17 protein-coding genes are annotated in these 15729 nt (G+C 37.7%); 6 read left to right on the top strand and 11 right to left on the bottom strand.

Annotated features, from left to right (window positions below; all coding sequences use genetic code 11):
• Positions 1-567: 567 nt before the first annotated feature.
• On the top strand, positions 568-939 hold the full coding sequence (locus AC22ZQ_RS00005) for a hypothetical protein (protein WP_318956515.1): 372 nt from the start codon (positions 568-570) through the stop codon (positions 937-939).
• 62 nt (positions 940-1001) lie between these two features.
• Here the strand turns inward: AC22ZQ_RS00005 and AC22ZQ_RS00010 are convergent, their stop codons facing one another.
• From AC22ZQ_RS00010 to AC22ZQ_RS00025, 4 genes are all read right to left on the bottom strand, one after another.
• Complete coding sequence (locus AC22ZQ_RS00010; protein ID WP_318956516.1) at positions 1002-1856, bottom strand: alpha/beta hydrolase; 855 nt, start codon at positions 1854-1856, stop codon at positions 1002-1004.
• On the bottom strand, positions 1853-2008 hold the full coding sequence (locus AC22ZQ_RS00015; protein ID WP_318956517.1) for a glycine zipper domain-containing protein: 156 nt from the start codon (positions 2006-2008) through the stop codon (positions 1853-1855). Before AC22ZQ_RS00015 ends, AC22ZQ_RS00010 begins: the two co-directional genes overlap by 4 nt.
• A gap of 108 nt (positions 2009-2116) precedes the next feature.
• Positions 2117-3055, bottom strand: a complete 939-nt coding sequence (locus tag AC22ZQ_RS00020) for an NAD(P)-dependent alcohol dehydrogenase (RefSeq protein WP_318956518.1) — start codon at positions 3053-3055, stop codon at positions 2117-2119.
• A gap of 85 nt (positions 3056-3140) precedes the next feature.
• Positions 3141-3710: a hypothetical protein gene (locus tag AC22ZQ_RS00025; RefSeq protein WP_318956519.1), complete on the bottom strand. Its 570-nt coding sequence runs from the start codon at positions 3708-3710 to the stop codon at positions 3141-3143.
• Positions 3711-3960: 250 nt separating this feature from the next.
• On the opposite strand from AC22ZQ_RS00025, the gene AC22ZQ_RS00030 reads away from it, so the two are divergent.
• Positions 3961-4755 (top strand): hypothetical protein, encoded by a 795-nt coding sequence (locus tag AC22ZQ_RS00030; RefSeq protein WP_318956520.1) that lies wholly within the window; start codon positions 3961-3963, stop codon positions 4753-4755.
• An 88-nt stretch (positions 4756-4843) separates the two neighbouring features.
• Here the strand turns inward: AC22ZQ_RS00030 and AC22ZQ_RS00035 are convergent, their stop codons facing one another.
• The 3 genes from AC22ZQ_RS00035 to AC22ZQ_RS00045 all read right to left on the bottom strand — a co-directional run bounded on the left by AC22ZQ_RS00035 (position 4844) and on the right by AC22ZQ_RS00045 (position 8780).
• Positions 4844-6643 carry a helix-turn-helix domain-containing protein gene (locus tag AC22ZQ_RS00035; RefSeq protein WP_318956521.1) on the bottom strand — a complete coding sequence of 600 codons (1800 nt, stop codon included), beginning with the start codon at positions 6641-6643 and terminating at the stop codon, positions 4844-4846.
• A gap of 253 nt (positions 6644-6896) precedes the next feature.
• Positions 6897-8159 (bottom strand): DEAD/DEAH box helicase, encoded by a 1263-nt coding sequence (locus AC22ZQ_RS00040; RefSeq protein WP_318956522.1) that lies wholly within the window; start codon positions 8157-8159, stop codon positions 6897-6899.
• Between the two features lie 327 nt (positions 8160-8486).
• On the bottom strand, positions 8487-8780 hold the full coding sequence (locus tag AC22ZQ_RS00045) for a YwbE family protein (RefSeq protein WP_318956523.1): 294 nt from the start codon (positions 8778-8780) through the stop codon (positions 8487-8489).
• Between AC22ZQ_RS00045 and AC22ZQ_RS00050 the strand changes: the two genes are divergently transcribed.
• Both AC22ZQ_RS00050 and AC22ZQ_RS00055 read left to right on the top strand, forming a co-directional pair.
• Complete coding sequence (locus AC22ZQ_RS00050) at positions 8779-9261, top strand: GNAT family N-acetyltransferase (protein WP_318956524.1); 483 nt, start codon at positions 8779-8781, stop codon at positions 9259-9261. The two genes, AC22ZQ_RS00045 and AC22ZQ_RS00050, sit on opposite strands and share 2 nt — an antisense overlap.
• A 153-nt stretch (positions 9262-9414) precedes the next feature.
• Entirely contained in the window at positions 9415-10374 is a 960-nt protein-coding gene (locus AC22ZQ_RS00055) for an isopenicillin N synthase family dioxygenase (RefSeq protein ID WP_318956525.1), read from the top strand.
• A gap of 179 nt (positions 10375-10553) precedes the next feature.
• Here AC22ZQ_RS00055 and AC22ZQ_RS00060 read toward each other — a convergent pair whose 3' ends face one another.
• A complete protein-coding gene (locus tag AC22ZQ_RS00060; RefSeq protein WP_318956526.1) occupies positions 10554-11267 on the bottom strand; it encodes a head GIN domain-containing protein in 714 nt (237 codons plus the stop codon).
• A 508-nt stretch (positions 11268-11775) separates the two neighbouring features.
• Here AC22ZQ_RS00060 and AC22ZQ_RS00065 point away from each other — a divergent pair.
• On the top strand, positions 11776-12117 hold the full coding sequence (locus AC22ZQ_RS00065; protein ID WP_318956527.1) for a type II toxin-antitoxin system RelE/ParE family toxin: 342 nt from the start codon (positions 11776-11778) through the stop codon (positions 12115-12117).
• Positions 12114-12401: a helix-turn-helix domain-containing protein gene (locus tag AC22ZQ_RS00070; RefSeq protein WP_318956528.1), complete on the top strand. Its 288-nt coding sequence runs from the start codon at positions 12114-12116 to the stop codon at positions 12399-12401. The genes AC22ZQ_RS00065 and AC22ZQ_RS00070 overlap by 4 nt, the downstream gene beginning before the upstream one ends.
• 36 nt (positions 12402-12437) lie before the next feature.
• On the opposite strand, the gene AC22ZQ_RS00075 is transcribed toward AC22ZQ_RS00070, so the two are convergent.
• Genes AC22ZQ_RS00075 through AC22ZQ_RS00085 form a run of 3 tightly spaced genes read right to left on the bottom strand, consistent with a single transcriptional unit; the run spans position 12438 to position 15704 of the window.
• Positions 12438-14174 (bottom strand): STN and carboxypeptidase regulatory-like domain-containing protein, encoded by a 1737-nt coding sequence (locus AC22ZQ_RS00075; RefSeq protein ID WP_318956529.1) that lies wholly within the window; start codon positions 14172-14174, stop codon positions 12438-12440.
• Complete coding sequence (locus AC22ZQ_RS00080; RefSeq protein WP_318956530.1) at positions 14146-15153, bottom strand: FecR family protein; 1008 nt, start codon at positions 15151-15153, stop codon at positions 14146-14148. The genes AC22ZQ_RS00075 and AC22ZQ_RS00080 overlap by 29 nt, the downstream gene beginning before the upstream one ends.
• Positions 15147-15704: an RNA polymerase sigma-70 factor gene (locus tag AC22ZQ_RS00085; protein WP_318956531.1), complete on the bottom strand. Its 558-nt coding sequence runs from the start codon at positions 15702-15704 to the stop codon at positions 15147-15149. The genes AC22ZQ_RS00080 and AC22ZQ_RS00085 overlap by 7 nt, the downstream gene beginning before the upstream one ends.
• Between the last annotated feature and the right edge of the window lie 25 nt (positions 15705-15729).

Raw genomic sequence — 15729 nt, forward strand, 5'->3', positions numbered from 1 at the left:
AGAAGGAAAACTCTACGCCATCGCCAGAGGTTATGTGCCTTTAGAAATGGTAGAAGAGAACTTGAAGAATTTGTAAAAGTTTTGAAATATAGAATTACTGAAGGGCCCGAAAGGGCCTTTTTTGTGCTTTAATTAATAGGTTTAAACTAGGTTCCCGAGCGGAGTCGAGGGGCCGAACTACCTAAGCAAGATAGGTCGAACGCTAGAGGACGACTATTAATTTCGAATTTCCAATTTATTACGGGGCTTATAACGGGCTCTCCGCTATAGTCCTTTGTTGCTTTTGTTTTGCGCTTTAGCCTAAACCAAGCTTCTAAAGTCGCTTTTTATAGGCCAAGCTCCAATACATAAGCACCTTCAGGCGCTGCCGCTGCTATCCCTAAGCCAAATCAGTTTGGAGAGTGGGTAGGGAGTATGGAATAAAGTTATGAGTGTAGAGTTATGAGTTTTTAATAATAGGTTCCCGAGCGGAGCGATGCACTGAGCATTTGTCGAAGTGTCGAGGGGCCGATACACCTTTATATCAATTCCACAGAACCAACGCCCTTCCTCAAACGTTCATATCACATGACAAACGACGAACATTTATTAGCCCTTCGTACTTTCGAGGCAGAGATCAAAGACAATAAATCTGAGGTAGAAGAATTTCAGCACCGCGTTTTACGTCCTGTTCTAAAACATTTGAACGATAAATTATGGACGCTAATTAAGGCGGATACCCATTTTCAACTGCTACTCAAAAAGAGTTTACCCTCTAAAGAAAAAGAACTTCAATTGCGCAATTTCATAAAAAAGAACAATGCCTTTAAATACGAAAGTATAGGTATGACCTGCGCACTTTTTACTACGGAAGAATTTGAGTTTTATAGGGAAAACAAAAGGGATTTGGATAAACGAATTACGCAAATGGTGGAGGAGAGAGTGGTGAGTCAGTTTTGAGTATAAACACCTTTTATTTATCTTCCTATCCGAACAAGTCTACTTATTATATTGCGAAATTTTTAATGCATAATTACTTCTTCAATAATTCTATTCTGTTTTTTATTTTGAACATGTTTTGAATCTTCGAACAATTTACTATTCTTCAAAGAGGGGAATATTTTTGAAGCGCGAATAAGCATTTTTTTACCGGGGAAAAGAATATCTTCTTTTGCAGCGAAAATGGTAATCGGAGTTGTTATATTCTTTGCTTTCTTAGAATCTATAATTGGTACTGGTGTAAAATCCATTTCAAATTCAGGAATCACTTTCTGAAGAAATGCTAAAGCAAACTTATCCCGGTCGGTGAAAAGGTTGGATAAGAATTTCTCTAAATGCGCCATTTTATTTGATTTCATGAATCTTTTCATAGGTATAAACACTTTGAATAATGCTTTTAATGGATTACCGTTTACAATGTAAGCAGGTGCAGATAAAAACACTTCCTTGATCTTACTTTCATCATGCTCCAAAGTTTTTAAAATTACCAAACCTCCAAAGGAGAAACCTGCCATTGTTACGTTTGTGATATCGAGTTCTGTAATAATCTCATTCATCCATTGTCCATAAGATTCGTCTTTCATACTGGGCCTTGTTTCTGCACTTTTATTCGGCTGAGCAATAACATCTACAGCGTAAACTCTGAATTTTTGATGCAGGTTAGGATAAGTTTCCAATGCTACTGGGGCGCATCCGTTTGAACCATGCACAATGATTATTGGTGGATTCAAAGGGTTTCCAGTGACTATGATATTGGTGTTTCCAAAACTGGTTTTTATTGTTTGGAATTCGAAATCAATGTTCAGGCTCTTTAGCTTTCTATCATAAAGTTTAAAGATTTCCTTTTTTCCTTTTTCTGATTTAAATAATGATTTCATTTATGATTTTTTTGTTTAATGTATCCAATTAAGGCTCCGATAGAAATACCAACTGAAATTCCTATGGCAAGGCTGTCCAATATCATTCCTATGGCTGCGCCAATACCTGTTCCTATAGCGATACCTGCAGCTACATAATTTGTTTGTTTCATTCTCTCATGTTTATTGATTTGCTCATGCTACTACAACACTCACTTTATTCGCCTTTCTTGATTTTAGATAAGTTTTAAAACTAATCCTTCTTGTGTGTAAAATGTTATTCAATGAGAAAGGGTTATAATGATATTTCCTCGTTTATGTCCTAATTCCACATAATTATGGGCCTCAGTAATTTTATCAAGGGGAAAAACTTTATCAATAACCGGTTTAAGTTTACCCTTTTCTACCAATTCTTTAAGTTTTAAAAATGCCTTTTTTGGAGTTTTGGGAACACCTTTGTCAATGGATATGTATTTTCCTCCAGTGGTTAGCGCCAGTTTGCTTTTTTCTTTTAAGGTTGATGACTTACTGTTTCCAACTGCGTCGATTACGTATTTATAGGTGTCCAATTCATGCTCTGCATTTTCTGCGGTGTAGTCAATTACCATGTCTGATCCCAATGAGTTAACGAGTTCAAAATTTCTTTTACTACAAACGCTTGTTATTAGTGCTCCCTCGTTTTTGGCAAGCTGTAATGCCGCGGTTCCAATGCTTCCAGATGCTCCGTAGATAAGTACTTTATCACCTTTTTTAATTTTAGTTTGGTTTATTAGGTGAGAAGCCAATAATCCACCATAAGGAATAGCAGCAGCCTCTTCAAAACTTACATTTTCTGGCTTGGTAGCGATGTTCCAATCCTGTGGCAAACAAATAAATTCTGCATAAGATCCAAACCTATTTTTCATAGGAGAAATAGAACCGTATGCGAAAACTTCATCTCCAATATTAAATGAATTAACTTTAAAACCTTTATCCACAACTACACCAGATGTTACCATTCCTAAAACAGGATTTCTGGGTTTTCCGAAACCAAAGATCAGTTGAAGTATAAATTTGGAAACAGGAGGTTCGTTCAACTTACGAATAAGGACATCACTTGCGGTTACTGAAGTCGCTTTTATACTTATTAGTACTTCATTTGCCTTGGGTGTTGGTTTCTCAACATCACCCATTACCAGGTGTTCAGACCCTCCGTATTTAAGGCATTTAATCGCTTTCATAATTAATCTTGTTTAATTGACTTTAATAACTTCAATAATGTTGGGTGCATAGGTTTAAAAGCAGGGGAAATGATTATTGTTTTTACTAAAACCTATACCCTATACGTAAGTGCATGTTTAATTCTAATTCAGTTTTATCCTTTGGATACCCTGCACGTTCGGCAAAGGTGTGACTAAGACCCACACCAAGACCTGCTTCGTAATTAAAATGTTTTCCTAAATTTCTTCTAATACCCCATGTTGGAATAATGGAGAAATCACTTACAACAGGAGCATTGTCAGGGTTGAACAGTACAAACCAGTCAGGGTGAAAGCTTGTTTTTAAAGCGATAAAATCACCACTGTTTCCATCAATTCTTTTTGAATTTTGTGAGCGTCTTTTGAGGTTATAGTAATATCTTGGTTCAATAACTATAACAGGTGTAAGTAGGAAAGGAGAATCATAATCATCATAATAAGTAGTTTCCCAAATACCAAAATCAAAACCAATTTCGGTTCTTAGTGCTATGCTGTTAACTAATTTGACTTCATTATATACCCAGCCCCCTAAAACGCCAGTTTGTATTCCAAATGTAGATCTTTCAACACTTATGTTTTGAGCTTTTGAGACTAGCGTTAGTCCTGTTAGTATTATAATTAATAAAGTTTTTTTCATAATAAATGACTTTTAAAGATTACGAGGACAAAGGTCGATGTTCAAGGCTCTATAAAGGTTCGTAATCTCAAGTGTATGTTCGCAATTACATATCCGAACCAAGACCTATAATTCGGAACTTCTCTGCAGCTGAACCTCCTCATATTTGTTCTTGATTGTGAAAATCAGTCATTTAACTCGTATTGTCATAAATGATAATATCAATTAAAAACAGAATCAAATAATAGTTTAAACTTTTAATCAAGAAAAAATGAAAAACAGCAATTTATTAGTAGTATCATTTCTTTTATTGTCAACCGCATCTATAGCACAACTTACAGGTGATAGTAAACCAAAATTCGAGATGAAACGTAACCACATTCAGTTTGAATTAGGTACAGGGTCTGGTAAAATCGAAGATAAGCAATTGTCTATTGACAGGATAAAGTACAGTTCAGTTAGTGCTCAATTGGGATACGAACATCACTTGAAAAATGATTTCCGTTTTCAGTTTTATCTGTCCAACGATGCTACCAAGCTTAAACAGAAAAGTGAGGGACTTGATGCGCCTTATGTTGCGTTTGAATCGAGCCTAGGTTTTTTGGCGCCAGTGGTGAAGACTAAGGGTGGTTTCAACATGCACTTGGGAGCTAGCTATGCTTTTAGTACTCGCTTTGCTAATTGGGAAAAACGTAACCTGACTGATGGCAACTTCAGTTCACTTACGGCGCATCACTTGAATGTCGCTATGCAGTTCGAATATAAAAAGGATAGATGGCGCACTACATTGGGCTTGAACATGCCAATAATGGCACATGTCTACAGATCTACTGACCCCACGATAACGATAGTCAATGGCGAATTCTCTCCACTTTTTGAAAATGGAAAAAGAGCTACACCTAAAAACTACAAAGTTCCAGAAGCGAGGTTGATGATAGGTTATAAGGTGACTAATTTCTTGGAATTGAACCTTAACTATGACTATAAACAAATTAATAGTTCTTTTGGAGCAGATATAAAACAAGTAGAACATCAGGTACGCATGGGAATAGTGTTCAACTTCTAAATCATTAACTGAGGTCCCTTATTTTGTAATAAAGAGTTAATTAAAATCCCCTCCTACTGTGGTGGGGTTTTTTGTCTTAGGCAAAGTATTAGTCTTTCAGAAACTGTTTTGGCGTAAGACCTGTTTCTTTTTTAAAATAAGTGTTGAAAACAGTTTTTGAGTTAAAACCACAGTCGTAGGCAATGGACATAATCGTGAGATGTGCATTCTCAGGAAGTTTGGCTAAATATTTAAACTCCTCTATACGGTAATGATTGATGAACTCATTGAAATTCTTGCCTATTATATCGTTCAGTAACCAGGAAAGTTGGTTGGCATGCATACCCAATTCATCCGCTAATGTGCGTAAGGAAAGGTTTGGGTTCAGATAGGATTTTTCGATTTCTATACGTTGCTGAAGTTTAGCTTTGAATTTAACTGTAGCTTCCTCATCAAGGAGACCTTTTTTTGTAGTTACTTCTGTATACAATTCAAAAAGTTCTTCAGGAAAGAGTTTTTTATGAAACTCTGAATATCTGGGATCACCTTTAATTGGGTTGACCAATGGATCTGTGTATCGGAGCAAAAGCATTGGAGATTTGGTTTCCATTGCTTGTGAAACCCAATCGAAAGCATTCTCAGTTTCTCCTAGAGCGCAATACAAAAGGAAAAGGTAGGAACTAGCTGTAAATCCATCTGAAACCTTTGCTTGCTCCACCAAAGCATTTCGGTATTTTTCTGTGCTTTCTATGTCCTTGTTAATTGCGTAAGATAAGGCAATGGCACCGGTTTTTTCTTCCTTAATAAGAATTTCGGGAGGCATTGCATTGAAAAAAGGAATTACCTCATGGCTTCGTCCCATCATAAGAAGACAAGTAGCTTTGACTGATAGCACAGGTATGTTCTTTGGACTGAACTCTAAACATCTATCCAATTTCTTTAAGGATTTGTTATAATCCTCTAACATATAATCCAAGTAACCACTAAAGAATTGGGTTTCATGAGACAATGGGTCCAGAGTGAGCGCGATATCCAAATGCTTTTTGGCTTTTTCTTTTTGTCCAGCCAAAACATAGAGTAAAGCCATGAATTGCTGTGCTTCTACATAATTAGGATTTAGCTCAATGGACTTTGAATTAAGTTCAAATGCCCTTCGATAATTACCCTCGGTAAAGAAAGCAATATTAGCAAGGAGGCAATATGCATTTGGTAATTGGTCGTTCAGTTGCACTGCTTGGTTTGCTAGTGCAGCAGCTTTCCCCCAGCCCTCCTCAAAAGAAATATATCCACAAGTTGCCAGAAAACTATAAGCATCGCCAAGTCCTACCAGTGATTTTGCATGATTCGGATCTTTCTCCAGCGCTTCTTCATAGAAAGTAATAGCGATTTGAACATCCTCTGGATTCCACTTGTTTTTGTAAAACGAGGCTTTTAGCGAATATTCGTATGCATCAATACTCTCAGTTTGTTTTTCAACCAAGTGTTCGTTGATTTCAAGGTGACCGAAATGCTCCCTCAATCGATCTGCAATCAACAAACTAATTTCATCCTGAACTTCGAAAATATTTTCAAGTTTTCTATCCCAAGATTCTGACCAAAAGTGAAAATCCTCTACTGCGTCTATTAACTGAGCAGTTATGCGTACGGAATCACCGAATAATCGGACGCTACCTTCGAGCAAGGTAGAAACCCCTAAATCTTTTCCAATATTGCGAATGGGAATGTTTTTCCCTTTGAAATGAAAGGCAGAGGTTCTAGATGTAACTTTCAATCCATCAATCTTCGCTAAAGCATTGATAATCTCTTCCGTGATACCATCACTAAAGTATTCATTCTGCTCATTCGCACTCATGTTCACGAAAGGAAGAACGGCAATTGTTTTATCATTTATGTTGCTATGAACGTTCACTTCTAATCTGCGGATAATGGATTCTCAAATGTAATACAACAGATAGTATATGCCAAGAAGGTCAAAAGCTATTGATAGCTTTTTAATTTTATTCTAAACCAATTCAAGGTGTTTATATTAAAAGATAAGCAGTATTTACTAAATGGAGGAAATATGTTACTACTACCACTTATTTAAAATAAACAGTCCTTTTTTCTATGTGTGGAGATTTTTGCGACGAAATTTCAACTCCCTACTCACACTCCAAACTGACTTACCCTTCTTTCTTTGGGCTTTCTGCTTTAGGTTTTCCTCCTCCTTTTTTCCCTGGTTTCTTGTAGAATTTCTTTTTCCCTGAGAACTTTTTGTTTTTAGACCTTGCCGGAGCATCTTTCCAAACGGGACCCGGTTCCATACCTTCTGGCAATGCTAGTTTTGGAATAGAAGATTCTATCAACTTTTCTATGTTGCGCACGCGGAACATGTCCTTTTCGTTCACCAAAGTAAAGGCTTCTCCCTTTGTATTTGCACGGGCAGTTCTACCTACTCTGTGTACGTAATCGGCAGCATCATGGGGCACATCATAGTTGATGACCATGTTAATTTCCTTGATGTCTATACCTCTACTCATTACATCAGTAGCTACCAAAATACGTATACGCTTAGATCTAAATCCACGCAATACTTCTTCTCGTTTGTCTTGTTCTAAATTCGAAGAAATTCCTTTGGCTTTGAAACCGTTTTTATTGAGCGACTTCACAATTTCACTCACTTTACTCTTCGATGAGGTAAATATGATGATGGAATCGTAGTCTGTTCTATCTGCAAATATATGCTTGAGGATGTCTAACTTCTGGTTGTCGTGTACCAAGTAAATTTTATGATCTACTCCCTCAGCAGGCTTGGCAATTCCTAAACGAATCTCTGTATGATCAAGAAGAATTCGCGTAGCTAATCCCATCAAGCTTTTGGCCATGGTTGCACTAAACATCAGGGTTTGGTGCTTTTTAGGTAAGTAAGAAATGATGGATTTTAAATCATCAATGAATCCCATGTCTAACATTCTGTCGGCTTCGTCCAATACCAAATGTTTTACATGTTTAAAATTAACGTGACCCATTTTTAAGTGAGACAATAACTTACCCGGTGTAGCAACGATGATGTCTGTTCCTTTAGACAAAGCTTCTTTTTGCTCCGACCAATCTGCACCGTCACCACCACCGTAAATGGCTTTAGACCCCACAGAAATAAAGTAAGATAAACCTTGAATTTGTTGTTCAATTTGAACGGCAAGCTCACGTGTTGGAACAATGATAAGGGTGTCGATATTGGTGTCTTGTTTCCCCACCAACTTGTTCAATATAGGCAATACAAATGCTGCAGTTTTCCCTGTTCCAGTTTGCGCACAGGCCAAAACATCTTTGTTGTCTAAGATCAGTGGAATGGCTTGCTCTTGGATGGGCGTTGCAGTTTCGAAGCCCATGTAATCTAACGCATTTACAAGCTCTTCGTTTAAGTTTAATTCTGTGAATTTCATTGGGTTTAAAGATAAGGAGATAATTGGACTTGTGCTGAATTCGTAAAGAATATTGTAGTGGGATGAAAAAGATATAAACTTCTAATTACGGTTTCTCGACTCCGTTCGAAAACCTACTGAATAAGTTCTGTTTTAATGGTTCAAAACCATATCCACTCTGGAACCGGTTATCTTTATTCTTGTTAAGATTTAAGTATTTTAATTTTAAACCAACACTCGAACAAGGTTCTCGAGCGGAGTCGAGAGACAAACCATCAAACTAGTCATCTAAGCGTCTAACGGTCTAAAAGACTAGAAATCTAGGTATGTAGCCATCTAGAACTCTAACTAAATGTCTGTATCCAAAATGTGCTGTACGCGCCCAACCTCTCCAGTTGTTAACTGCACTTTTATGCCGTGGGGGTGCTGCGGACTTTTGGTTAACAAACGTTTTACTTCACCTTCTGTAAGTTCACCTGTACGTTGGTGGTGTTTTTGCACGATTTCTACAATGTACCCTACTTTGATGTCTTTACGGAAAGTTCCCTCACTCATGAATTCTGATTTTGTAACAAAGATAGCGTTTCTCTCAGCTTTGGAAAGCGCAAGTTCTTCTATCTTTAAGGTCTTATTATAACCCATGATTAGAGAAATACAAGCGAAAGACAATAAAGCCATTGCGGGTGTAATACGCAGCGCTTTGGAAGAATATGGTCAGGCCAAAGAAGGAACGGTGTATACTGATCCTACAACCGATCATTTGTTTGAACTTTTTAAAACGGAGGGTTCTATTTATTTCATTTTGGAATTGGAAGGTAAAGTTGTGGGCGGTTGTGGTATTTACCCGACCAAAGGTCTCCCAACAGGCTACGCAGAATTGGTAAAACTTTATCTCAATTCAAACCTTAGAGGAAAGGGTTACGGAAAAGAACTCATGCAAAAAAGTATGGATGCCGCACAAGCTATGGGCTATACATATTTGTATTTGGAGTCTATTCCAGCCTTAAATGAAGCCGTGCATTTGTACGAAAAAGTAGGTTTTAAAAAGTTAGACGCACCCCTGGGAGATTCTGGTCATTTTTCATGTGACTTATGGATGGAAAAGAAGTTGGGCTTCGAGTAGCCTCAGTCCACCTTTCAGTATGAAGTATATGGGGTAAGTATGACATTGAGTAATTTCAAACTCTCAAACGACATACTCTCTAAAAATCTAAGTGTCTAACCGTATAAAAGTCTCCAAGACTTTCCTATTTTAGAGTTTCCAAAAAAGAACAATATGAGTACACCCAAAGGAATACCTTCTGTAGATTTAGCAGATTTCGTAAAAGGAACACCCCAACAGCGTGAGCAGTTTGTGCAAGATCTTGGTAACGCTTACGAAACTATAGGTTTTGTAGCGGTGAGAAACCATGGAATTCCACAAGAATTGATAGATGCTTTGTATGCAGAAATGAAAGCCTTTTTTGCGTTGCCAACGGAGGTAAAAGCAAAGTATGAAATTGAGGGTATTGCTGGCCAACGTGGGTATACTTCTTTTGGAAAAGAACACGCCAAGGGAATGAAAGCGGGTGACTTGAAAGAGTTCTGGCATTTTGGTCAGTTCGTTGAAGATGGTGACCCGATCAAAGCTGAGTACATAGATAATGTAGCGGTGGAGGAGTTACCCAATTTTTTAAAAATAGGTAGAGATGCTTACAAGAGTTTTGAAAACAGTGGTCAAGAATTATTGAAAGCCATTGCCTTATTCTTAGGACTGGAAGAAAACTACTTTCATGAATTTGTGCACAACGGGAACAGCATCTTGCGTCCCTTACATTACCCACCGATTCAAGGTGAAGTAGAACCAGGAGCGGTAAGAGCGGGTGCGCATGAGGACATCAATTTAATTACACTTTTGGTAGGAGCTTCTGCCGACGGATTGGAAGTGTTGAACAAAAACAACGAGTGGGTTGCGGTAACTGAAATTCAAGATCATATCGTAGTGAATGTTGGAGACATGCTACAACGTTTGACCAACAACAGACTAAAATCTACAACTCACCGTGTAGTTAACCCACCTGCAGCAGAAATGGGCAAGAGCAGGTATTCAGTTCCCTTCTTCTTACACCCAAAACCAACCATGCCCTTAAACTGTTTGGCGTCGTGCATAGATGAAGAACACCCACAAGTTTATACGGATATTACGGCGGGAGATTATTTGATGGAAAGGTTGAGAGAGATAGGGTTGGTGAAATAGTTGGGTATTTAATGATTTAAGCATTTAAAGAAATAAAAACAGGGAACCACAGTGGTTCCCTGTTTGTTTTAAAGCCTGATTATTTTAGGTTCTCGAGCGAAGTCGAGAGACTAAAAATCTAACTGTCTAAAAATCCTTTCGTCTAGGCATCTAGAAATCTAGCGCTCTAGAAATCTAACCTACATTTTCGTTACCGAAGAAGCATCAGAAATATCAATGTGATCCACAGTCGGATTTCCTTTGTATTTCAAACTACTTGCATCTTTTGCAGTTACGCGTAAAGTTTGGTTTACTGTTATTTTTGCGTTGCTGGCATCTCTCAAGAAAACGTCCAAATGTTCTACTTCGAAACTATAATCTTCAAAACTTGAAGCATCTTCGCAAATCAATTCTAGGGTATTACACGTTCCTGCTAAATCGATGTGAGAAGCATCTCTTACTTTCATAAAGGCATCATCTACGTTCAATTCTCCGTAAAAATGACTCGCGTCTGTAACTATGGCTTCCAAATGATCTGTTTCTAGCCTGTTTTCAAAAGTTAAACTACTTGCATCATGCGCACTAACGCGAGATAAATAAGGTACAGTGATGTAAGTATTAATAACAGCACCATTTCTAAAACGCGTGTTGGGTTTTATGTCAATTTCCAATTCTCCAGAAACCATAGAAACGACAATTCTATCGTGTATGTTTTCGTTGGCTTCTATGATTACACCTTCGTTTTCACTAGAGAAAGTAACATAGGCGTTGATGTTGTCTCTCAATTTTAATTTTGTGAATCCTGTAATTCCTTTATCTTCTGTGGTTACCGTAGACGATGGGTTGATTTTAAATTTCGAGCATGAGCTAACTACCAATCCAACCAATGTTATCAAGAATAAATACCTTTTCATAATTTCTATTTTTAAGGTAGACAAGGCAAAAAGTGTTTACCCCTATGTCTCTTTAAATTTTTTTCATTTTTTTCTCAAACAGTGACAGCAATGGCAGCGCCTTGAAGTTTGGCCTTAGTAAGCGCAAGGAAAAGGGTACGACCACCGGAAGTAACCTTGCCCTTATGCGCGACTTAGGAAAAACTGAAGGGACTATAATGGATGGCACGGCCGTTTGCCAAGAACAGGTTGGAGTGTGAGTAAGGAGTTTTGAGAAACTTCCAATTTTAAAATTTTCAACTACCGGTATGTGCATCTTTATGAATTAAAGCTTGCCCCCTATTCCGGCTATACGCAAAGTCCCCAATTTTATTTTGGGGCTGACGCTGCTATCAGGGGTGGGTTAGAAAAACTGCAAAGTTACCTAGGTGCTGAAATTAACTAATGTATTCTTTTTTAGTGTGTTGAGAAAATAAAAGTTTACAAATAAAGAAACTTTTAATATCTTTGTCCTATCAACTATAACCACATGCTAAAACGATTTGAAACCAAGATATTGGAAGAAGCTTTTGATTTTGTTCAGCAACAAGATATGAAAGTTAGGAAGAAGATATTACAGAATATAAGACGGGCAGAAATTTTTACGGATCCTAAATTCTTTAAAAAACTGAATCATGAAATTTGGGAATTTAGAATCAAATATAATGGGAATCAATATAGATTGCTGGCATTTTGGGATAAGGAAAACAAAAAAGAAACATTGGTATTCGCAACACATGGCTTTGTAAAGAAAACGAGTAAGGTTGACCCAAAAGAAATAGACAAAGCTGAAAAGATTAGGTTGAAGTATCTAAAAAATAAAAAACAATGAAAAGTTATTCATTAGATAAGACGGAAGATCTTTTAATTGGTAAGAAGGGAAACCAAGAAAGAGAAGAGTATGAATTTGAGTTAAAACTAGAACTCATTGGGGATATGATTAAGACTGCACGTAATAAACGACAGTTAACTCAGGAACAACTGGGAGAATTAGTGGGGGTTAAAAAGGCGCAGATTTCACGGTTGGAAAATAGTACGGGTAATGTGACGCTAGAAACCCTTATGCGAATCTTCAATGCATTAGGTGCGAAGTTGAATATGACATTGAAAATGTAATAGTCCCCAAATAACATGGGGACTATCTTTTTAAAATTAGAAAAATCTCAAGGCCACATGGGCACCTATCCAGGCATTTGATTTTACGTAAGAATCATGGGTGTAACTGTAGCCTTCCCAGGGCATTAAATTATCCAAAAATTGGCCGGTAGGTGAGCTGTAATCAGATATGGTATGTACGTTCAAACTCGGTCCAAAAGCCAAGGCCACTTTCTTAAACATTTGCCAATGGAAACTCATGTTTATTTTACCCAGAACATTAGGATTTAAATAGTATTCCGTTTGCAGTGTACTGGCTTCTAAATCGAAGAACAAACGCAATCGTTTACTTAAACCTACAGAGGATCCTATACCATATCCAAAAGTATACACTGGTTCACTTCTTTGAAAACTCGCACCTGCTCTAAAGGTGTTGTAAAAACTGTGCGATCCAGAACGCAAAGCAATATTGGCCTCTGTTATTTCATTGGCCGATAACTCTAAGTTATGGTAACCGTGTTTCGAATAAGAAAAGAAACCTATTGTTGGTCCAGAAATACTATCACTAATATTAATAAACCCAATTTGCGCACCTTTTACATGTGTGGCGATATTCAAAAACCCTGCTGCTTGTAAACCGCGAACTTCTCCGCGAGCAATGTTCATGAATCCGGCTAACTGTGCTCCTTTTACATTGTTGTTGGCGTAGTTCATAAAACCAGCACCTTGTACTCCTTTTACTTCGCCTAAGGCAATGTTAGAAAATCCAGAAAACTGTCCGCCGGTAAAACTTCCTTTGGTATAATTTACCAAACCTGTAAATTGACCACCATTAAAATTGGCCCCATTTAAGTTAGTTATGCCCGACATTTGCAATCCGCGCTGGTTTCCACCCACAGCGTTAAATAGTCCGGCTGCTTGGAAATAACGAACGCTATCCACATTTAAATTGAATAGACTGGCGACTTCCATTTTATTTACTCCTCCGGTAATTCCTCCCAAAAGATTGAAAGAAAAATCATAGGAACTGGCACTGCTCAATCTTCCGGCAGTACCTACTCCTGGTACTATAGAGAATTGACTTTTTCCTTCTAGTTTATTGGAGAAATTAGAGATGTTGGCTTTGTTTTCATCGGATAACTTAAACCATTTGAAAGCTCTGACCTTATCTAAAAGCTGACTTCCTGTAGTGGTATCGGCAATTGTGTTTTCTGGTTCAAGGGCAACATTGAGTACAGCATAACCTTCCATAGGCCATAATATCAAGGTGTCTTTGTATCCTTGCTTCTTCACATTGATGTAGACTTTTTCTGAACTTGAAACCTGTAAATCGTAGTATCCATATTGGTCAGAAACAGCAGAACTCAAGGTTAATGTATCGTATAAGGTAACATAAGGAATTTTCGTTTGTGTTTGCGCATCAACTACATATCCTTGTAGGTGTACCTCTCCGGGTTTTGGAACGGTAGTTTTGCGCAAGAGGATGTAATTTCCTTTCACTTTGTACGTAATCTTTCCTTGGAAAATATCGTCCAAAACTTCACGCGTAGTTTGGTTTTGATAACTACGTGATAAGCGCTGATTTTCATCAATTGCATCCGTTCTATAGGCGAAGGTATAATTACCAATTTTTTCCATTTCATCTAACACTACTTTCAGTGTGGTAGACTGAAGTTGCAAGCTCACTTTTCGTTCTAATGGGGGAAGGGGAGTAGTTTGGCCAAAGGCCATTGCTACCTGTAAAAAACAACCCAATATTATTAATCTAAATACATTCATCTCCGTAAATTTCATATTGGTTATTGTTATACTTCACTTCTAAATCCATCAACTCTTTAATGATGTTTAAAATCGTAGCCAAAGATTCATTTTTAAAGGTCACACTCAATTCACAATCTGCAATAGCTTCATTTTTAATGATGATCTCTTTTTGGTAAAATGCAGATAGAATTTCTGTAACTTCTTTCAGTTTAGTGCCGTCAAATTCAAAAACTTTATCTTTTCTCGACTCTGTTTTTTCGTACTTCTTAACAAGCGCTTCTTTGGCAACGTAGAAAGCACTATCTCCCTCAATTAGGCGTATATCTTCATCACCCAATTTCAATTCAACGATTCCTTCGGTGACTACAACTTTCACGGTATCTCCTTTGTCATGAATGTTGAAGACTGTACCTACATCCACCACTTTGAGTTCTTTTACGTGAACAGTAAACGGCAAGTCGTCTTTATGTTCTACCGCAAATTCTGCACTTCCTTCCAAGGTTAAACTTCTATTGCTTTTGTCAAAACCTTCGTTGAGCATAATCTTACTGTGCGGTTCTAATTTTACTTTAGAATTATCCTTCAAGGCAAAAGAGGTTGCTTCTGTGCTAGCCGTGTAACTTTCTAAACTAAAGGTGTTTTGAATACTGTCATTGATCACGGGTTGTTCAGTGATTTCAACAGGCTCTACCTCATTGTTCCACGTAAAGACCGTAAATACCAAGGCAATACTTGCGGCCACTGCCAAAGCACTGTAAAGTAGGCGCAGGTTGTTTTTTCCTTTGTTCTGAATTTGTCCTTCTACTTTTTTCCAAGCCTCTTTTGTATTCACTGCTTTAAACACCTCTTGTTGATGTGAAAGCGCAAAAGCTTTTTCGTATTCTAAAAAGAGTTCTTTGTTCGCTGTTGATGCTTCCATCCATTTGCTGATTTCTTCAGCTTGGTGGGGAAGGGCTTCACCTTTGAGGTAAAGCTGTATTAAATCTTCCATGTATGTGTTTTCTTCTACCATCCTCTTAAGATTAAAATGTGAATGATAAAAGCCGGTAGATATTCGTGCAAGGCTGAACGCATCAGCTTTAGGGCTTTGCCCATTTGATTTTCTACCGTCTTTGTTGAAATGTTGAGTTGATCAGCAATCTCTTTATAGGAGAGTTGTTCCTGTCTGGAAAGCTGAAAAACTTCTCTACACTTGGGGGGTAATGTTTGCATAGCTAATTCTATGGTTTGTTCTAATTCCTTACTTTCTATACCACTGTCTGTTCGTTCAGAGCCCGACAAGCTATAGTCTTCTTCTACTTCGCGATGAGAATTTTTGCGCTTTGCTGAGTTTAAATGATTGAGACTGGCATTGTGTACAGCGCTGTACAGGTAAGATTTGGTTTGACCTTTAATTTCCAGTTCTTTTCTTTTTTCCCAAAGCTTTATAAATAGCTTTTGTACAATATCCTCAGCCACTTCCTGACGCTTTACCATCGTATAGGCATAGCGCGCTAAGGATTCGTAGTATTGGTTAAACCAAGACTCCAAAGTTTGGGAAGTAATCGCTTCAACTAGCTCCATTCTTTCTTATCGCTTTGTGTAGTAG

It is taken from the genome of Lishizhenia sp. (assembly GCF_057456495.1).

Bases quoted from the DNA above. Each gene is read 5' to 3' on its own strand.
- AC22ZQ_RS00010 (WP_318956516.1), bottom strand. From the start codon at position 1,856: ATGAAATCATTATTTAAATCAGAAAAAGGAAAAAAGGAAATCTTTAAA.
- AC22ZQ_RS00080 (WP_318956530.1), bottom strand. From the start codon at position 15,153: ATGGTAGAAGAAAACACATACATGGAAGATTTAATACAGCTTTACCTC.
- AC22ZQ_RS00085 (WP_318956531.1), bottom strand. From the start codon at position 15,704: ATGGAGCTAGTTGAAGCGATTACTTCCCAAACTTTGGAGTCTTGGTTT.
- AC22ZQ_RS00025 (WP_318956519.1), bottom strand. From the start codon at position 3,710: ATGAAAAAAACTTTATTAATTATAATACTAACAGGACTAACGCTAGTC.
- AC22ZQ_RS00060 (WP_318956526.1), bottom strand. From the start codon at position 11,267: ATGAAAAGGTATTTATTCTTGATAACATTGGTTGGATTGGTAGTTAGC.
- AC22ZQ_RS00020 (WP_318956518.1), bottom strand. From the start codon at position 3,055: ATGAAAGCGATTAAATGCCTTAAATACGGAGGGTCTGAACACCTGGTA.
- AC22ZQ_RS00030 (WP_318956520.1), top strand. From the start codon at position 3,961: ATGAAAAACAGCAATTTATTAGTAGTATCATTTCTTTTATTGTCAACC.
- AC22ZQ_RS00070 (WP_318956528.1), top strand. From the start codon at position 12,114: ATGAAAAGTTATTCATTAGATAAGACGGAAGATCTTTTAATTGGTAAG.
- AC22ZQ_RS00050 (WP_318956524.1), top strand. From the start codon at position 8,779: ATGATTAGAGAAATACAAGCGAAAGACAATAAAGCCATTGCGGGTGTA.
- AC22ZQ_RS00055 (WP_318956525.1), top strand. From the start codon at position 9,415: ATGAGTACACCCAAAGGAATACCTTCTGTAGATTTAGCAGATTTCGTA.
- AC22ZQ_RS00040 (WP_318956522.1), bottom strand. From the start codon at position 8,159: ATGAAATTCACAGAATTAAACTTAAACGAAGAGCTTGTAAATGCGTTA.
- AC22ZQ_RS00015 (WP_318956517.1), bottom strand. From the start codon at position 2,008: ATGAAACAAACAAATTATGTAGCTGCAGGTATCGCTATAGGAACAGGT.
- AC22ZQ_RS00065 (WP_318956527.1), top strand. From the start codon at position 11,776: ATGCTAAAACGATTTGAAACCAAGATATTGGAAGAAGCTTTTGATTTT.
- AC22ZQ_RS00005 (WP_318956515.1), top strand. From the start codon at position 568: ATGACAAACGACGAACATTTATTAGCCCTTCGTACTTTCGAGGCAGAG.
- AC22ZQ_RS00075 (WP_318956529.1), bottom strand. From the start codon at position 14,174: ATGAAATTTACGGAGATGAATGTATTTAGATTAATAATATTGGGTTGT.
- AC22ZQ_RS00045 (WP_318956523.1), bottom strand. From the start codon at position 8,780: ATGGGTTATAATAAGACCTTAAAGATAGAAGAACTTGCGCTTTCCAAA.